Origin of the sequence: Corynebacterium provencense (assembly GCA_900049755.1) — a bacterium.
In the GTDB taxonomy this organism is placed as follows: Bacteria; Actinomycetota; Actinomycetes; order Mycobacteriales; family Mycobacteriaceae; genus Corynebacterium; species Corynebacterium neomassiliense.
The window spans coordinates 221,824-238,377 of the sequence record LT160593.1 but is presented as its reverse complement, the minus strand read 5'-3'; the positions used below and the strand labels follow the sequence as shown (position 1 = coordinate 238,377).

Here is a 16,554-nt window from a genome sequence, read left to right as displayed (position 1 = left end):
ACCAGTCCACCTGCCCGTGCGCCGGCCCGTGCGCCGGCCCAGACGCCGAGAACCACTTTCCCGCCCCGTGCCCCTGTGTGTCCACACTAATTTCAGTGTTTGCGACCGGGAACTTTGGAAACAGGGATAACGGAAACCGTCGTCGCAGACTGTGAAGTTAAATCTTTCAACGGAAAACAGACCGGTATTCCCGGTACCGGACGGAATTGTCCCTGACCATCAACAACTGACTTGTGGCCGTGACATGCCAAGTTATGCGTAGACACACCGCGGGCACGTGGTCGACGCTGGTCAACGGAACGAACAGCGGAAGTGGCACCGGAGGACAACTCCGGAAGAGATCCAGAGTCAGGGTGAATGCGATGTCATTGTGGTCGGTATTCGTCATCGGTGTGGGAGTTTCCGCCGACGCCGTCGCCGCATCCCTCACGACAGGTGTGAGAATGCGGACCCTGAACTATTTCCACGCACTGGTCACCGCACTGGTGTTCGCGGTCTTCCAGACGGTGATGCCGTTGCTGGGCTGGTTCGCCGCCTCCCGGTTCTCACAGTTTCTCGCCCCGGTCGACCACTGGATCGCCTTCGGGCTGCTCAGCGCCGTGGGTGCGAAGATGACCTGGGACGCACTGCACCCGGGTGACGACAGCCCCCGTGACGGTCGCCTCGACCTCGGACGCCTTCTGCTGCTCGGCCTCGCGACCAGCATCGACGCGGCCGCCGTGGGCGTGTCCTTCGCTGTCCTCGACGTGTCCGTCATCAACTCGGTCCTCATCATCGCCGCCACCACACTGACACTGTCCCTCCTGGCGGTACTGGTCGGTCACAAGGTCGGGGTCCGGTTCCGCACACCCGCCGAGATCATCGGCGGCCTGGTACTCGTGGCCATCGGCGTCCGCATCATCCTGGAGCACTTCCTCGGCGGGTGAGACGTTCCACCAGGTCTGCCGCGTCGAGGCACCGGTCCGTCGGGACCAGCAGCACGGTATCCACCCCTGAACCCTCCACGGTGAAGGGCACTTCCCGGCGCGCCAGTGCCGCCGACCGTGAGAGTTCCCCTGAGAGCCCACCTGAGAGCTGACCGTGGCCGATCTCCGGGACGACGAAGCAGCCCCGCCGTACCCGTCCGACCGGGACAACTGGTGCGGCGAGATCCCAGCCGAAACCACCGGACGCCAGGACCCGGGCGACGGCCCTGGCCCCGCGCGGAATTCCCAGCGCCCGGGCCACCTCCCCGTAGCCGGTGACCTCACCGTCCCCGATGACTGCCAGCACCTGCCGAACCCGGTCGGTGAGGCCGGAAGGTGCTCCGGCAACATGGCCCCGACGACGGACAGTGTCACAGAGGGTGACGGGATCCGGGCGGTCGGGCCCCTCTGGGTCAGGCCCCTGTGGGTCAGGCCAGGACATCGTGGCGGACGATGGTCTCGTCACGCCCCGGACCGACACCGATGTAGGAGATCCTGGTTCCGGACAGTTCCTCCAGACGGTTGATGTAGTCCTGTGCCTTCGGCGGGAGATCCTCGAAGGTACGGCACCCGGTGATGTCCTCGTCCCAGGCCGGCATGGTCTCGTAGACGGGCACCGCATGGTGGAAGTCCGACTGGCTCATCGGCATCTCCTCGTGGCGGACACCGTCGACGTCGTAGGCGACACAGATCGGAATTTCCCCGATACCGGTGAGAACGTCCAGCTTGGTCAGGAAAAGGTCGGTGAAACCGTTGACACGGGAGGCGTATCTCGCCACGACCGAGTCATACCAGCCGCACCTGCGCTTACGGCCGGTGTTCACTCCGACCTCTCCACCGGTGGTCTGCAGGTACTCACCCCACTTGTCGAAGAGCTCCGTGGGGAAAGGCCCTGCCCCGACCCGGGTGGTGTACGCCTTGATGATCCCCATGGAGGTGGTGATCTTCGTGGGCCCGACGCCCGACCCGACACATGCTCCACCGGCCGTCGGATTCGACGAGGTGACGAAGGGGTAGGTGCCGTGGTCGACGTCGAGCATCGTCGCCTGACCACCCTCCATGAGCACGGACTTCCCTTCGTCGAGGGCCTTGTTGAGCACCAGCTCGGCGTCGATGAGCATCGGGGCGAGCCGGTCGGCGAAGCCCATGAAGTAGTCGACGATCTCGTCCGGGTCGATGGCCTTACGGTTGTAGAGCTTCACCAGCATCTGGTTCTTCTGGTTCAGGGCACCGGCAACCTTCTGGCGCAGAATCGACTCGTCCAGAAGGTCCTGGGCCCGGATACCGATGCGGGAGACCTTGTCCGCGTAGGTCGGACCGATACCGCGGCCGGTGGTGCCGATCGCTCTCTTGCCCAGGAAACGCTCGGTGACCTTGTCGAGAACCTGGTGGTAGGGGGCGACCAGCTGGGCGTTGGCGCTGACCTTCAGCCGGGAGGCGTTGGCCCCGCGCGCCTCCAGTCCGTCGATCTCCTGGAAGAGTGCCTCCAGGTTGACCACGCAGCCGTTGCCGATGACCGGGGTGGCGTTCTCACTGAGGACGCCGGCGGGCAGCAGCTTCAGCTCGTACTTCTCCCCTCCGACGACGACGGTGTGCCCCGCGTTGTTACCGCCGTTCGGCTTCACGACGTAGTCGACTTTTCCTCCGAGGATGTCGGTGGCCTTCCCCTTGCCCTCGTCCCCCCACTGGGCTCCCACCACGATGATTGCTGTCATTGTTGTTCCGTCGCTCCTCGGCGTGCGTTATATTGACCGACTGGACAGTTTAGCCCCCCGGTAGGGTACTTGCCATGACATCCGTGATTCTCGCCTGTGGTGGACTGCCGCCCGAACTGGCGGGCACCGTTCCCCACGAGGTCGTGACCACTGTCCTGTCCGCGGTACCGGGCCGCAGGGAACTGCGTGTCCTCGATGAACTGGCGTCCTCCCATCTCCCCGTCGACCCCACCCCTTCCCTCGACGAAATTGCGGCGAAGCCCGACGTTCCCCACCAGGCCGACCCCGTCACCGCACCACAGCAGCCGGATGAACCGGTGAGGGTCATCGTCGTCGGCTCCGACGCCGCCCTCGCCGCGGTGGTCACCCGCCTGATGAGGATCGACGCCCTGTGGATCTCGGTCGGCTACGTCCCGGTCGACCCTGAGTCACTGACCGCCCACAACTGGGGGCTGGACGCCGGACAGCTGCCCTTGCCCGCGGCATTCGATGTCGCACTGACAGGCCAGGCCCGGCCCACCGCTCTTGTCCGTGACGATTCGGGGACGGTGACCCTCGGCTGCGCGGAGATCTTCCACAGCGGGCAGACCCTCGTCGGCGAGGTCATCGTGGATTCCGAGACCCTGTTCCTCAACGACGCCGAAGTCCCGTGGAACGGGAGGACCGGACCGTTCGGCGTCCGCTTCGTCCCGACGACCGGGGCACCCGGCATCGCGGCGACACGGTTGACCACACCCTCCCGGTGGGACCGGGTGGCCGCGGACATGACCCCGGGCAGGAGACTGTCCAGGATTTTCAGCAGGCCGGCGACTCCCGGCCAGGTTGACGCGGACGTCGTGCTCACCGGCCGTGCACTCCAGGCCGGCGGTGTGGGACTCACCGTGGTCCGGGACGGCGTGGTCCACCCGCGGACAGTGTCCTCGGTGACCTTCTACCGGCACCTGCGCGACGGGCAGTTCGTCCGTCGCTGAAACCCGGACGGACGCCGGGGTCTCAGTGGCGCACCATCGTGATGTGGGGGATACCGGCCTCCTCGAACTCCCCGCCCACCGTCACGAACCTGAACTTCACGTAGGCCTCTGCGGGGGTGAGTTCGTTCCAGACCTTCACGGTGACGGTGTCCATTTGTCTATGATGGCCGGAGAAACAAAAACTGAACACCGAGAACAACTGACACCAACCGACACGGGGTGTCCCGGACCAGCTCCGGGGCTGAGATCACACCCGCCGAACCTGACCTCATTCACATGAGCGGAGGAATGTCTGTCATGCCCCTGCCGCCGACACCGGCGGTGGCCGTCGACCACGTCGACGTCGCCTACCCGAAGTCATCACCCGTCCTGCGTGACATACGCCTGGACGTCCCCGCCGGGGAACACCTGGCCGTCATCGGCCGTTCCGGCTGCGGAAAGTCAACCCTGCTCCACCTCATCGGAGGCCTGCTGACACCTTCCCGCGGTCAGGTGCGGGTCCTCGGGGACGCCGCGGACCACGCCCGCCTCCGTCACTGCGCACTGATGCCCCAGGGGGACAGTCTGCTGCCCTGGTTCAGTGTCCGGGACAATGTCGCCGTCCCCCTGCGCAACAGGGGGGTGGGACGCCGCGCGGCCCGCGAGCGTGCCGAGGCGGCTCTCGGACGCTGCGGACTGGCGGCCTGCGCCACCGCACGTCCCACCCGGCTCAGCGGAGGTATGCGGCAACGGGTCGCACTGGCCCGTGCACTGCTGGCCGAGAAACCGGTACTCCTGGCCGATGAACCTCTCGGTGCCCTTGACGCGATCACACGTGCCGAGATCCAGGACTGGCTCGCCGCACTGCTCGACGACGGCGCGCCCGTCGCCGGAGCCGCCACCGGAAGTGGCGTCGGCCCCTCCACCGCAGCCACCACGATGGTCATGGTCACCCACGACGTGGACGAGGCACTGCTGCTGTCGCACCGTGTCGTACTTGTCGCCGATGGCACCCTGGCTCGGGACTGGCCGGGCTGGTTCGCCCGGCGCCGCGGCCGGCCGAGGGAGGAGGTGCTCGCCGATCCCGAGTTCGCCTCGGTCCGGGCGGAGATCCTCCGGGAACTGGGCAGGGACTCGCGGGGGGATGCCGCATGAGCGTCATCCGTAAGGTACTCCCCCCGCTGGTCACCGTGGTCCTGGTGCTGCTGGTCTGGTTGTGGGCCACCACCGGAGAACGTACCGAAGACTATGTGCTGCCCTCCCCCGCCTCGGTCGTCTCGGCGCTCCGGGACAACTGGGGAGGACGCCTTGCACCGGCGACCTGGCTGACCCTCACCGAGACACTGGCGGGCACCGCCCTCGGCGTGGCGGTGGCGCTCGGCGTCGCGGTTGCCGCAGGTTACATACCGCTGCTCGGCAACGCCTTCGCACCGCTACTCGTGGCGTCCCAGTCCATCCCCGTGGTGGTGGTCGGCCCGATCCTCACCATCGCGCTGGGGTACGGGACAGCACCGAAGGTACTGGTCGTGGCCCTGCTGTGTTTCTTCCCGGTGGCGATGAACCTGCTCAGCGGGATACGCGGGGTGGACCCGACCCTGGTGGACACGATGCGCAGTCTCCATGCGACCCGACATTCCCTGTTCTGGCGCCTGCGCTTCCCCGCCGCACTTCCCGCCGGCTTCGCAGGACTGCGTATCGCAGTGACCTACGCCCCTGTCGCCGCGGTTTTCGCCGAGTACACCGGTTCCACCGACGGACTCGGCTACCTGCTGCTGCAGGCGATTCCACGGCTGCAGACAGATTTCGTCTTCGCCCTCGTCATCGTCCTCACCGCAATGTCTGCGGCTCTCCTGCTGGCGGTCACCACCCTTGAACGACTCTGCTGCCCGTGGTCCGGCACCGCGCGCCGGTGAAACTGCACCGGATGCACCACAGGCATGCACCACTGAAAGGAAAACTTCCGTGACAACCCGATTCACCACCTCCGCCACCGCCGTCCTTGTGGCGACCTGCACCGCGCTGTCCGCCTGTTCCACGGACGGTGACAGCGCCTCCTCCGGCGACGGTGCCGGCACCGACCAGGTCAGTGTCCTGCTCGACTGGAACCCCAACCCCGATCATCTGGCGATGTACACGGCCGACCACACCGGCGCCTACGCCGACCACGGCGTGGACCCGGAGTTCATTGTGCCGGGGAACACCGCCGACGCCGCCAAGGAGGTCTCCCTCGGACACGCAGATCTGGCCGTGAGCTATGAGACGGACACCATTCTCGCTGCGGCACAGGGCCTCGACGTGGTGAGCGTCGGTGCCCTGATCCCGACTCCGTTGAACTCGCTGATCACGAAGAAGTCCTCCGGTATCACCACGGCGAAGGACCTGGCGGGCAGGAAGGTCGCCGGTTCCGGTGTGCCGTCGCAGGAACCGTCGATGCGGTTCATCGCGGAGAAGGCCGGCATCGACCCGGACAGTATCGAGATGCCGAATGTGCAGCAGAACCTCAATCAGGCGTTGCTGAGTGACCAGGTGGACGCCATCTTCGGCGCCTACCCGAACATCGAGGGTGTCGAGCTGGCCGAACAGACCGAGATCACCGTACTCAGCGCCGGTGATCTGGGGCTGCCGGATTCCGCCGAACTGGTCCTGATCGCCAACCCCACCCGTCTCACGCAGGACGCCGACTACGCTCAACGCGTCCGTGGCTTCCTCGCCGGCACCGCCGACGGGCAGACCACCGCGCTCGGTGACAGTGCGACGGCGGTGGACGCCCTGACCCCGCAGACCGAGGGCGCCTACGATCCTGCTCTGCTGAAGAAGATGGTGGACGCCACCGTCGACATCCTCCGCAGGGGGGGATCCGGCAGTGGTGCGGCTGCGGGCGCGGCGTCGGCGGATTTCGGGGTCCAGGATCCTGCCGCGTGGTCGGCCTACGCCGACTGGATGCGGAAGAACGGCCTGCTCGATGCTGCAGCGGGGCAGGACGCCGGGATCGACGGTGCGTCCGTGACCACCAACGAGTACCTGCCGAGGTGAGTCACGGGAACCGGGCCGGTTCCCACCGACCGGACTTCCGGACTCCGGGCATATCTGACCGGGTGTCCGAAGGTGCGCACCCCCGGGGCCGTCTCACCTCCCGCCGGTGATCTCCCCCGCCAACTCGATCATGCAGTCCGCGACCAGTTCGCAGGTCCGGGACGCCGTCATCGCCAGTTGACCGTCGCTCATTCCCATCCCGACGAACTGGTGCAGCGCATAGACCAGGAATGTCGGACCGTTCTGTTCGCGGTGCACCACCGCGACAGCCCCCGCACGGTTCGTCGACCATTTCCAGGTGACTTCCAGCAGGCTGTCCGGTATCTGCTCCGGATCTGCGACCATGACTTCAGCCCCCGAAGAAATGGTCAGCACCGCGTCGTGCACGGCGATGTCCACTGCCGGCTCGCCCCACCTGATCCGCAGTACCCCGTCATCACTGACCTGCGACCGCTGACCCGACCTGGCGGCGAAAAGATCGGCGATACGGTCGGCAGTCACCGGCGCAGTCTCGGCCTTCAGCAGTCCGAAAGGGTTCCCGGGAGTGACGAACTGCGCGGCTAGTCGTTCCGTCTCCTCAAGTCCACGGTCGTCACCTGTCAACGCCACCCCGTTCTCCGGAGGCACCGTTTCCGGGGTCAGGCGGTCAACGGACGGCCACTGCTCTTCCAGCCACTCCGACAGATTCAACGCGGCAGAGACCACTACCCGGAGAAAATCATCGACCTGTGCCACGGTGTGCCCCCGCCACCACGTCATCACGATCTCCCCCCGGATCCGGAGGTGTCCCTGCCCGTCGCGCCAGGAGTACACCCGCGGCCCGACAAACCGGTCATTCCACCCGTTGACGAGCCGCTGAACATCCAACGGGTCCATTCCGTCGAGCACTCCGTACCAGTCCATCACGGCGCCATGCGCCAACGGTTCCTGTGAGGAACCACCGACCTCCACACGCAGGTCAATGTCCACCAGATCAAGCTCACCCAGACCCAGAGCGCCGGAATGCAGCCAAACCGTCGTCCCGGTGCACAACGCAGTCAGACCCGCCCCCGCCGCCACCAGCTGCAGCGCATTTGCCGCCAACGGGGCCTCAACCGGACCCGGAACCACCTGTTCCGCGGATTCCGTCGGAGCCGGCTGCGCCACAGGCGCGTCGGGTACCGCCGACGCATCCGGACCCGGAACTGACCCCCGGGCGTCCTTGGACTTCCTTCTGCCGAAGCCGAACATAGATTCTCCTCATTATTTTGTGTGCGCATGCAGTGTATACGCTGCACCCCTGGTGAACTACAGACCAGACAGTGGCGTCACCCCCGCAGTAACGACCACGTCAACGGCACACGAAGGATCCCTGTACACCAGACCGGCTTTCTCAGGTACGGGGAAACACTCCGGGTACCTGCTCTCAGTCGGGGGCGCCCCCGTCCTCCCACAGTTCCGGAGGCTGCCACGGGTGCTCCACCGTCGGACGCAGCGCAGCCATCGCGGACTCCCTCGACATGCCGCACACCTGCAGGGCGTCGACAATGATCGAACGGCACTGTGCCAGCACCACCCGCCCCGACAGTCCCGACCCTCTGGCCAGTGCCACGTCCGCCCGTCCGCCGAGAACCTGGAGACGCCGGGTGATCTCCGGCAGCTCCAGAAGTTCCTCGTCGGTGAACCGCGAACCCCCTTCGGCGTGAAGTGTGGCCAGGTGCCCGAGGGCGTCGGACAGGTCACGGATCAGCCGGGTCAGTCCGGGATTCGGGGAGACGCCGTCATTGACCATGATCTCGGCGCGCCGCGCCAGGACCCGGGTGTTCCTCATGATGTTGTCCACGGGAACCAGCACGCGGTCGATGGACTTCGCGTATCTCCGGGCCGACCAGTAGATCGGGGAGATGCTGACCACCTCTTCACCCCCGGACATGGCCTGGAGCATGGCGTTCACACTGGTCTGGGTGCCCCGCGCGGTCGTCAGCGCACGGTTGATGACACCGGGGTCGGTGTCCTCGATTCCGTCCGCCACATCATCGAGGACGAGAGAGGCCTTGGCGATGAGACCGGACATCTCCCGGCGCACCGCACGCAGCGGGTTCTTCGGCACCACAGCGAGAACCAGAAGGCCGATGAGACCTCCGACCAGGGCGTCGACCACCCTGTCGAACGCACCCTGGTCACCCGGCGGGATGAGAGTGGCGACCAGCACCGCCGAACTCGCAGCCTGGGTAGGAACCAGTGGCCCCCGGTCGACGACCACGGCCAGCAGGATCGCGGCGAAAACCACCACCCCGATCTGCCACGGACCGTCACCGATCCAGGAGATCACGAGATCACCGATGCCGATTCCCACCGACGCGCCCAGCACGATCTCGAAACCCCTGCGGATTCTCTTCCCACCCGACAGCCCGAGACTGATCACACCGGCGATGGGCGCGAAGAAGGCGTTGTCGTGGCCGATGATGTCGGTGGCGACCCAGTAGGCCAGTCCGGCCGACAGTGCCGCCTGGAGGGCGAAGATCACCGTCGACCGGGCACGGGAGAGCCCCTGCCGCGGCGCGAGACGGCTCAGGGACGCCGCGGCGGCGCGGACCCCCTCACCCGCACGCCGGCGGGGACGCTGCCACACCCTCTCCTCAGACATGCTCCCATTGTGTCAGTCGTCGGTCCTGCAGGCCCGACCGGTCACGGCCTGAGGTCGGCCCACACCCCTGCATGGTCACTGCCCTCCACCCCGACCACGCCGGAGGCGGCACACGCCAGTCCGCGGACTAGGACATGGTCGAGCCGCAGCAACGGTACCGTCGCCACCGGCACCCCCGCGCGGGGCCAGGTCGGGGCCGCGAACATGCCGCCGCCGCAGTCGACGAGCCCGGGAACTTCCCCGCCGGGTGCCTTTGTCAGCCGTCGGAACTCCGGGTGTGCGGTTGTCGCGTTGAAGTCTCCCGCCATCACCAACGGACCCGGGGTAACGGCGGCGAAGTCGCGCAGGTCACCCATTTCCCGGATCCAGCCGTCGACGAGGTCGCTGTGCGCCGGGGCGTTGGTGTGCACCCCGGTGACCGTCACCACCGGCCCGGTCGCCCGGGTCACCGTACCGGCGTCTGCCGGGCCACTGTCCCCCTGCCCGCCGGTCGTCAACCGGGCCACAGGATTCTGGTGTCTGGTGAGGTGCAGGTCCGTCACCGACCCGTCGACGAGCTGCGTGGAGCGGACGAGCAGCGCTGTTCCTCCGCCCCGGGATCTGGTGGAGACCTGCTGTACCAGGTGCAGCCCGGTCGCCCGTGCCACAGCCTCCGCCTCGGCCCCGGAGCTCTCCGGGAGGACCACCACATCGGCGTCCATGTCTGCCGCCGTGCGGGCGAGGACCGTGTCCGACGCCGCACCGTACCATGTGTTGACTGCGAGAATTCTCAGGTCACCCGGCGCCTTCGGGCCCGGCTGCGCTGATGCTGCCCTGCCTGCCATCCCGGGTACGACCACGGCCACGCACACGGCCACGGCCACTGCCACGACCACGGCGCACGCAGGCAGGACCGGAAGCGCCGGGCCCGTCAGCACCGGGCGGTGTCCGGCAGGGAAGACTGACCGGGATGCCGTCGGTCCACCCCGGACCGCCCCTGCTGCCGCGGCCCCGGCTGCCGCGACCAGTGTCAGCAGCAGACCCGCCGGCCAGGTAGCCTGCGCGGAGGGCAGCAGCCACGCCACTGACGAGGGAAGACGGTCGGTGAAGACGCCCCACCACGGGGAGGACGCCCACAGCACCCCGCATACGGAAGTGACCGCCGCAATGGTCCGCACCGCCGCACCAGCCGACCGGCACACCGACCGGCACGGCGTCCCGCCCTGCTTCCGGCGCGACGCCGGAGCCTCCCCTGCCCCGGGCCCGACGCCGGGGCCGGGCCCGGCAGAGGTAGCGTGACCGTCCAAGAATCTACTTCAGCATCTCGTCCGCAGCTCCGGGGTCACAGTCGTTGACGAGGTTGAGGCAGCGGATGTACTCGTCCTCTTCCCCGATGGCGCGGGCGACGACGGCCAGCATCATGATCGCCCGGAGCACACCCCGGTTGGGTTCATGGGACCACGGCACCGGACCGGTCCCCCGCCACCCGTTGGCCCGCAGGGCGTCCAGCCCACGGTGGTAGCCCGTGCGTGCACAGGCGTACGCCGTGATCTTCTCGCTCGGCAGGTCTCCCTGCTGCAGGTGGTAGGCGGCCAGGGCCGCCCACACACCCGAGTCCTTCGGGTCTGCGACAGCCTTCGCCTCCAGTTCGGCGAGAGTTTCGCCGCCGACGACGGAGGACGCCAGGGACGCCGGGAGCATCACCGCAGGATGCTCGGCACCGAAGAGGTCCCTGCCCTTCCTGATCTGTTCCGTCATGTCCGCCCCGACCTACTTCGACAGGGTCGTGCCGACGGAGTGCAGGTCGGTGCAGGCCTCAACGACCCGCACGCTCATGGCTTCCTCGGCCTTCTTCATGTAGGACCGGGGGTCGTAGACCTTCTTGTTGCCCACCTCGCCGTCGATCTTCAGGACACCGTCGTAGTTGGCGAACATGTGGCCGGCGACAGGCCTGGTGAAGGCGTACTGGGTGTCGGTGTCGACGTTCATCTTGATGACGCCGTAGCGCAGCGCCTCCTCGATCTTCTCCTTCTCCGACCCTGATCCGCCGTGGAACACGAAGTCGAAGGGCTTGGAGCCTTCGGGAAGTCCCAGCTTCGCCGCGGCGGTCCGCTGCCCCATGTCGAGGACCTCGGGGCGCAGCTTTACATTGCCGGGCTTGTAGACGCCGTGGACGTTACCGAAGGTCGCGGCGAGAATGTACCGGCCGTTCTCCCCGGTGCCGAGCGCGTCGACGGTCTTCTCGAAGTCCTCGGCCGTGGTGTACAGGTTGTCCCCCGCCCTGGCCTCCACTCCGTCCTCTTCGCCGCCGACGACACCGATCTCCACCTCGAGGATGATGTCCGCCGCCGCACACGCGGGCAGCAGTTCCCTGGCGATCTCCAGGTTCTCGTCGATCGGGATGGCCGAGCCGTCCCACATGTGGGACTGGAACAGCGGGGTTTCACCGGCCTCCACCCTCCTGCGGGAGATCTCCACCAGGGGACGGACGTAGGTGTCCAGCTTCTCCTTCTGGCAGTGGTCGGTGTGCAGGGCGACATTGACCCCGTAATGCTTCGCAGCCTCGTGGGCGAAGGCGGCGAGGGCCGTGGCTCCGGCGACCATGTTCTTCACGTGGAGCCCGGAACCGAATTCGGCACCGCCGGTGGAGAACTGGATGATGCCGTCGGATTCGGCGTCCGCGAAGCCCTTGAGGGCGGCGTTGATCGTCTCTGACGAGGTGCAGTTGATGGCCGGGTAGGCGTATCCGTCTTCCTTGGCCTTGTCGAGCATGTCCCGGTATACGGCGGGGGTGGCGATTGGCATGGAGGTCCTCCCTAGGTGTCCACTGTCTGACGCATGACTGCTCTCCAGTATGCCTGCTCCGCTCAGTCCGTGGAGTCCCGGACCACCCCTCCGGTCACCCTGACCGCCGCCTCCATCAGCATCCATCCGGACAACTGCACCGACAGATCCCGCTCCGGTACCCCCAGATCCGCACCCGGGCCCGAGGCCAGTGCGGTTCCGATCCGCCCGCCGGTGCGGGGCAGGGCCGCGTCCCGGACCCAGGACGCCCCGAACAACGGCAGCCCGTCCACCTCGAGGCGGTGGTGCCAGACCGACTCCGCCGACTGAAGTACCAGACGCCTGGCCAGCTGACGGGTCGCCCGGCTGAGACGGTCGTCGCTGGGCAGTCCGGTGGCCACGAGCGCGAGGTACCGGGCGAGAACTCCCTTGAACAGGCCCCCGTCCCCTCCCCCGTTGCCCTGCCATCCGGTCAGCCCCGGGTCGCCGGTGTCACCGGTGTCGATGATTCCGTCGGTCGTGGCCATGTGCGTTGCCACCGCCTGGACCAGCTGATGTACGCGGGTGAGGCACCGGGTACCCACCTCACTGACCGCGCCCATCGGGACCCCGGCGTCCTTCCGCAGGGACCGGGCGAGCTCCACCAGGGCACCGAGGACCAGCCCCTGGTTCACCGTGTGGACCCGCGGTACCTGCTCCTCACCGTGCAGGCGCAGTCTCACCCCGTCCGTCACCAGACCGTCGGCGTTGATCAGCCGCGGGTACACCCACTCGACGAACTGCCCGGTGAGGTCACGGCGCCCCGTGCGCGCCGCGAGGATCGCGGCCGGACCGTTCGTCGTCACGTTGAAGAAGTCCTGGCCGTCCCGCCACGGCAGGACGCCGGTCAGCGGGTCGATCCCGTCGAGCAGCGAGGAGCACAGGCCCGGCAGGTAGCGCACAGACCCGTACTTCGGCAGTTCTCCGGCACGGTGCATGGCCAGGGCCAGCCAGGCCCGGTCGTCGTAGAACTCGTTGTGCGGCAGTGCACGCCGGTTACGGATGCGTACGGCACGGACCGTACGTCGGATCCGGCGGAGTCGACGCCCTGTCGCCCGACGGGTCGCGGCATCGACCTGGCAGTCGATGAACTGGGCCTGCCACCAGCAGTGCCAGTGGTAGAAGAACTTGTCCCGGGTCGTCGGCGGCCACGCGATGACGGCGAGGGAGGTTTTCGGGATTCCCCAGAGCCTTGTCACGTGGCGTTCCAGGACGGCCTGTTCCGCCAGGTCGGCGCGGTGGTCCCAGATCTCCTCCATGGGACCGTTTCTACCAGGAACGGCCCAGGTCGGCGTGCTGCCTTATCCAGGTGTGCATGGCGATACCCGCGGCCACCCCCGCGTTGACCGACCTGGTGGACCCGAACTGGGCGATGGACACGGTCATACTCGCGGCGTCCTGGGCCTCCTCCGTGACCCCGGGGCCCTCCTGCCCGAAGAGCAGCAGACAGCGCTCGGGCAGGCGGACGGTCTCCAGGGGCACCGATCCGGGGGTGTTGTCCACCGCCACGACAGTCAGACCGTGCTCCCGCGCGTACGCGATGACCGACGCCGTGTCCGGGTGATGCATCAGGTGCTGGTAACGGTCGGTGACCATCGCTCCACGCCGGTTCCACCTGCGGCGTCCGACGATGTGCACGGTGTCGACGGCGAAGGCGTTGGCGGTGCGCACGACGGTTCCGATGTTGGAGTCGTTCTCGAAGTTCTCGATCGCGATGTGGAGCGGATGGCGTCGGGTGTCGATGTCGGCGACGACGGCGTCCCGCGTCCAGTACCGGTAGGCGTCGACGACATTGCGCCGGTCACCGTGTTCCAGCAGGTCGGGATCATAACGGTCGCCGTCGGGGCCCTCCGACGGGGAGGGGACGCCCGGATGCTCCTCCGCCCACGGCCCGACCCCGACCGGATGGTCGGACCACTCGGTCGGGCCCCGGTCGGGCGCGGGTTCCGTCCCCCTGTCAGGTGTGGTTTCATTCACGGGTGAGTCCTTCCACGAGCAGCAGCTGGGCGGCGACGTAGGTCGCCATGACAAGCCCGTCGACGATGCCGTCAAGCACCCGGACAGATCGGAAGAGCGTCGTGTAGGGAAAGAGTGTAGATCTCGGTGGTCGCCGTATCATTAAAAAAAAGCGTCAGACATTCCCCGACTCATGAGCTCCTCATCTCTTCCCCTCGGCTCATACTCTTCTTACCTGTCTCCCTCAACAGGGTGTCTAACATGTCATGTATGCTTGTCATATTTAGTTACATCATCTCCTCTTCCTACACACTATCTCCCTATCGCCTTCGTATGACCTCGATCGCAACATTTCCGCTCTTNCTTCCACGAGCAGCAGCTGGGCGGCGACGTAGGTCGCCATGACAAGCCCGTCGACGATGCCGTCAAGCACCCGGACCAGGGGTTTCTGCCCTGTGAGGAATGCCTGACGGGCCAGGATGAGCCCGTCGGAGAGCACGAAGAGGTTGCCGCCGAGTCCCACCCCGTGCAGGTCGGCGTGCCTACCCGTCACCGTCGGGTCCGCGGCGAGCACCGACGCTGCCGCGAGCAGGGAGCCGTAGCCCACGGCGGCGGGAAGGGCCGCCGGCGCCCCGGTGGCCGCGGTGAGGACACCGGACGCCAGTACCGGAACCCGCAGGGCGAGGGGCCCCTTCTGCGGCCGGTGGCCTTTCCGCCACAGTGCGGTGATGTAGGCGACCTGGTTGACGGCGAAGGCCGCCGAACCCCGGTTGAGGTTGCGGGCCCGGGTCCGGGAGTCCGCACTGCGGCCGTCCGGGCCCATGAGGATGACGTCACCGACCCACCCTCCGGCCAGTCCGGCGACCACCCCGGCGACCGCCCCCGTGACGGCCCCTGGGCCTGCCCCGGTACGCCTCCCCGCGAGTGCGGATGCCGCGAGCAACGGCATCAGCGCGGGTTTCACGGTTCGGGTGAACCGGTCGCCACGTGGTCCGGCCGCTGCCGCCAGGACCGACACCGCACCGGCGGCGAGGTAGGCGCCGCGCAGGACGCGTGCGGTGGACGTCACGGCTGTCCCCGGGCGGATCAGGCGAGACCCAGGTCTGCCAGGCCCAGCAGACTGCGGTAATCCACGCCCTCGGCCTCGATGACGTCCCTGGCACCGGTGGCACGGTCCACCACGGTGGCCACCCCGACAACGGTGGCCCCGGCCTCACGAGCCGCTGCGACGGCGGTCAACGGGGAATTCCCGGTGGTTGTGGTGTCCTCGACAACGAGGACCCTCCTGCCGCTGATGTCCGGTCCCTCGATACGGCGCTGCATGCCGTGCTTCTTCGCCTCTTTGCGGACGACGAAGGCGTCCACTCCGTCACCGGTGTGCATCACGGCGGTGGCCACCGGGTCCGCCCCGAGGGTGAGCCCGCCGACGGCGACGTAGTCCCAGTCCGCGGTCAGTTCGCGCAGCAGCTCCCCGATCAGTTTCGCCGACTCCCGGTGGAGGGTCGCGCGGCGCAGGTCCACGTAGTAGTCGGCCTCCCTGCCGGAGGACAGTACGACCCTGCCCCGGACGACGGAGAGTTCGGTGACGAGCTCGGCGAGACGCCGGAGTTTGTCGGGGTTGACGGCGGGGACGCTCATCGGCTGGCTCCTGGGGCTTGTGGACGGTGACGCTACGGTCACTGATCCTAGAACACCCCGGTACCCGGCCGACAGACGACCCGTGAGGTCAGTGCGCGGACGCCTTCCGGTCAGGTCAGTCTTCAGGGTCGATGATCTCAGGGTCCACCACGTCGTAGACCTCGGCGTCATCACGGCCGGTCCCCGCGCCTCCGGTGTCTGCGTGCCGTGCCTCCGGGCCACGGTGGCGTCCCCGCCGTGGCCGGCGGGGCGTCCTGCGCGGCTCGGGGTCCCCGATCCCGGCACCGATGCCCGGACCGTCGGAGAAGATCGTCGCCGACGTCCCGGCCCGGATGATCCGGGGATCACCGGGATCCGGCCCCGGAGTGGGCGAGGGCTCCTCCCCGAGGGCGGGGATCCTGGTCAGACCGTCCTCGGCGACATCCTCCGGCCACGTCCCGTCCAGGTCCGCGTCGCCGAGGATTCTGCCACGCGCACGGGTCGGGAACTCCACCGGCTCCGCCGACCTCTCCACGGTAGGATGCTCCTCCACCTCTGCGGCGGACGGTACAGCATCCTGATCCAGGTCCTGCCTGAGGTCCTGCTTCAGTTCGGGGGAACTTCCCTCCGCGCCTGCCCCCGGGGCCGGGGACTCCCCCGTTGTGCGGGCCTCAGATGTGCGGGCTTCAGGCGTGCGGGCCTCAGATGCCTGGGGAGGACTGTCCGGCACCGCACGCAGATGACCGGGACGCGGGCTGTCCGCGCGGTCCCGGGGGCGGGCCGGAGCCTCCTCCGGCACCTCTCCGGGACCGTGGCCGGCGTCCGGCAGCACGGGGGCGACCCGCGCTCCCGAGGCCGGTCTGGGTCTGGTCGGGTCGGCGACGGTGATG

17 protein-coding genes and 1 pseudogene are annotated in these 16,554 nt (G+C 67.7%); 5 read left to right on the top strand and 13 right to left on the bottom strand.

Annotated elements, in window-relative coordinates; genetic code table 11:
- Positions 1 to 362: 362 nt before the first annotated feature.
- Complete coding sequence (locus BN3906_RS07535; protein WP_066586702.1) at positions 363 to 926, top strand: manganese efflux pump MntP; 564 nt, start codon at positions 363 to 365, stop codon at positions 924 to 926.
- On the opposite strand, the gene BN3906_RS07530 is transcribed toward BN3906_RS07535, so the two are convergent.
- Both BN3906_RS07530 and BN3906_RS07525 read right to left on the bottom strand, forming a co-directional pair.
- On the bottom strand, positions 898 to 1,407 hold the full coding sequence (locus BN3906_RS07530; RefSeq protein ID WP_078057268.1) for an MGMT family protein: 510 nt from the start codon (positions 1,405 to 1,407) through the stop codon (positions 898 to 900). The genes BN3906_RS07535 and BN3906_RS07530 overlap by 29 nt on opposite strands.
- Positions 1,394 to 2,680 carry an adenylosuccinate synthase gene (locus BN3906_RS07525; protein WP_066586692.1) on the bottom strand — a complete coding sequence of 429 codons (1,287 nt, stop codon included), beginning with the start codon at positions 2,678 to 2,680 and terminating at the stop codon, positions 1,394 to 1,396. Before BN3906_RS07525 ends, BN3906_RS07530 begins: the two co-directional genes overlap by 14 nt.
- 74 nt (positions 2,681 to 2,754) lie before the next feature.
- On the opposite strand from BN3906_RS07525, the gene BN3906_RS07520 reads away from it, so the two are divergent.
- Positions 2,755 to 3,651, top strand: a complete 897-nt coding sequence (locus tag BN3906_RS07520; RefSeq protein ID WP_066586689.1) for a hypothetical protein — start codon at positions 2,755 to 2,757, stop codon at positions 3,649 to 3,651.
- 22 nt (positions 3,652 to 3,673) lie between these two features.
- Here the strand turns inward: BN3906_RS07520 and BN3906_RS15090 are convergent, their stop codons facing one another.
- Entirely contained in the window at positions 3,674 to 3,805 is a 132-nt protein-coding gene (locus BN3906_RS15090; RefSeq protein ID WP_261796913.1) for a hypothetical protein, read from the bottom strand.
- A 143-nt stretch (positions 3,806 to 3,948) separates the two neighbouring features.
- On the opposite strand from BN3906_RS15090, the gene BN3906_RS07515 reads away from it, so the two are divergent.
- The 3 genes from BN3906_RS07515 to BN3906_RS07505 are packed head-to-tail and all read left to right on the top strand — an operon-like array spanning position 3,949 to position 6,663.
- On the top strand, positions 3,949 to 4,785 hold the full coding sequence (locus BN3906_RS07515; protein WP_066586687.1) for an ABC transporter ATP-binding protein: 837 nt from the start codon (positions 3,949 to 3,951) through the stop codon (positions 4,783 to 4,785).
- On the top strand, positions 4,782 to 5,543 hold the full coding sequence (locus BN3906_RS07510) for an ABC transporter permease (protein ID WP_066586684.1): 762 nt from the start codon (positions 4,782 to 4,784) through the stop codon (positions 5,541 to 5,543). Before BN3906_RS07515 ends, BN3906_RS07510 begins: the two co-directional genes overlap by 4 nt.
- A 49-nt stretch (positions 5,544 to 5,592) precedes the next feature.
- Entirely contained in the window at positions 5,593 to 6,663 is a 1,071-nt protein-coding gene (locus BN3906_RS07505) for an ABC transporter substrate-binding protein (protein WP_066586682.1), read from the top strand.
- A 93-nt stretch (positions 6,664 to 6,756) separates the two neighbouring features.
- On the opposite strand, the gene BN3906_RS07500 is transcribed toward BN3906_RS07505, so the two are convergent.
- The 10 genes and pseudogenes from BN3906_RS07500 to BN3906_RS14835 all read right to left on the bottom strand — a co-directional run.
- Entirely contained in the window at positions 6,757 to 7,893 is a 1,137-nt protein-coding gene (locus BN3906_RS07500) for a YbjN domain-containing protein (RefSeq protein WP_066586680.1), read from the bottom strand.
- A gap of 175 nt (positions 7,894 to 8,068) precedes the next feature.
- Positions 8,069 to 9,289, bottom strand: a complete 1,221-nt coding sequence (locus BN3906_RS07495) for an FUSC family protein (protein ID WP_066586678.1) — start codon at positions 9,287 to 9,289, stop codon at positions 8,069 to 8,071.
- 41 nt (positions 9,290 to 9,330) lie between these two features.
- On the bottom strand, positions 9,331 to 10,446 hold the full coding sequence (locus tag BN3906_RS07490) for an endonuclease/exonuclease/phosphatase family protein (protein WP_261796912.1): 1,116 nt from the start codon (positions 10,444 to 10,446) through the stop codon (positions 9,331 to 9,333).
- 133 nt (positions 10,447 to 10,579) lie between these two features.
- Positions 10,580 to 11,026: a DUF3151 domain-containing protein gene (locus BN3906_RS07485; RefSeq protein ID WP_066586675.1), complete on the bottom strand. Its 447-nt coding sequence runs from the start codon at positions 11,024 to 11,026 to the stop codon at positions 10,580 to 10,582.
- A 12-nt stretch (positions 11,027 to 11,038) separates the two neighbouring features.
- A complete protein-coding gene (gene fbaA, locus BN3906_RS07480; protein WP_066586673.1) occupies positions 11,039 to 12,073 on the bottom strand; it encodes a class II fructose-bisphosphate aldolase in 1,035 nt (344 codons plus the stop codon).
- A 62-nt stretch (positions 12,074 to 12,135) separates the two neighbouring features.
- On the bottom strand, positions 12,136 to 13,350 hold the full coding sequence (locus BN3906_RS07475; protein WP_066586671.1) for a glycoside hydrolase family 76 protein: 1,215 nt from the start codon (positions 13,348 to 13,350) through the stop codon (positions 12,136 to 12,138).
- Between the two features lie 10 nt (positions 13,351 to 13,360).
- Positions 13,361 to 14,068, bottom strand: coding sequence for a TrmH family RNA methyltransferase (locus BN3906_RS07470; RefSeq protein WP_066586668.1), 708 nt, complete (start codon positions 14,066 to 14,068; stop codon positions 13,361 to 13,363).
- A gap of 271 nt (positions 14,069 to 14,339) precedes the next feature.
- Positions 14,340 to 15,011 carry a lysoplasmalogenase family protein gene (locus tag BN3906_RS07465; RefSeq protein WP_436834820.1) on the bottom strand — a complete coding sequence of 224 codons (672 nt, stop codon included), beginning with the start codon at positions 15,009 to 15,011 and terminating at the stop codon, positions 14,340 to 14,342.
- Positions 15,012 to 15,133: 122 nt separating this feature from the next.
- Positions 15,134 to 15,685, bottom strand: coding sequence for an orotate phosphoribosyltransferase (gene pyrE / locus BN3906_RS07460; protein WP_066586665.1), 552 nt, complete (start codon positions 15,683 to 15,685; stop codon positions 15,134 to 15,136).
- Between the two features lie 115 nt (positions 15,686 to 15,800).
- Positions 15,801 to 16,554: pseudogene (locus BN3906_RS14835) on the bottom strand (hypothetical protein); the annotation flags it as partial.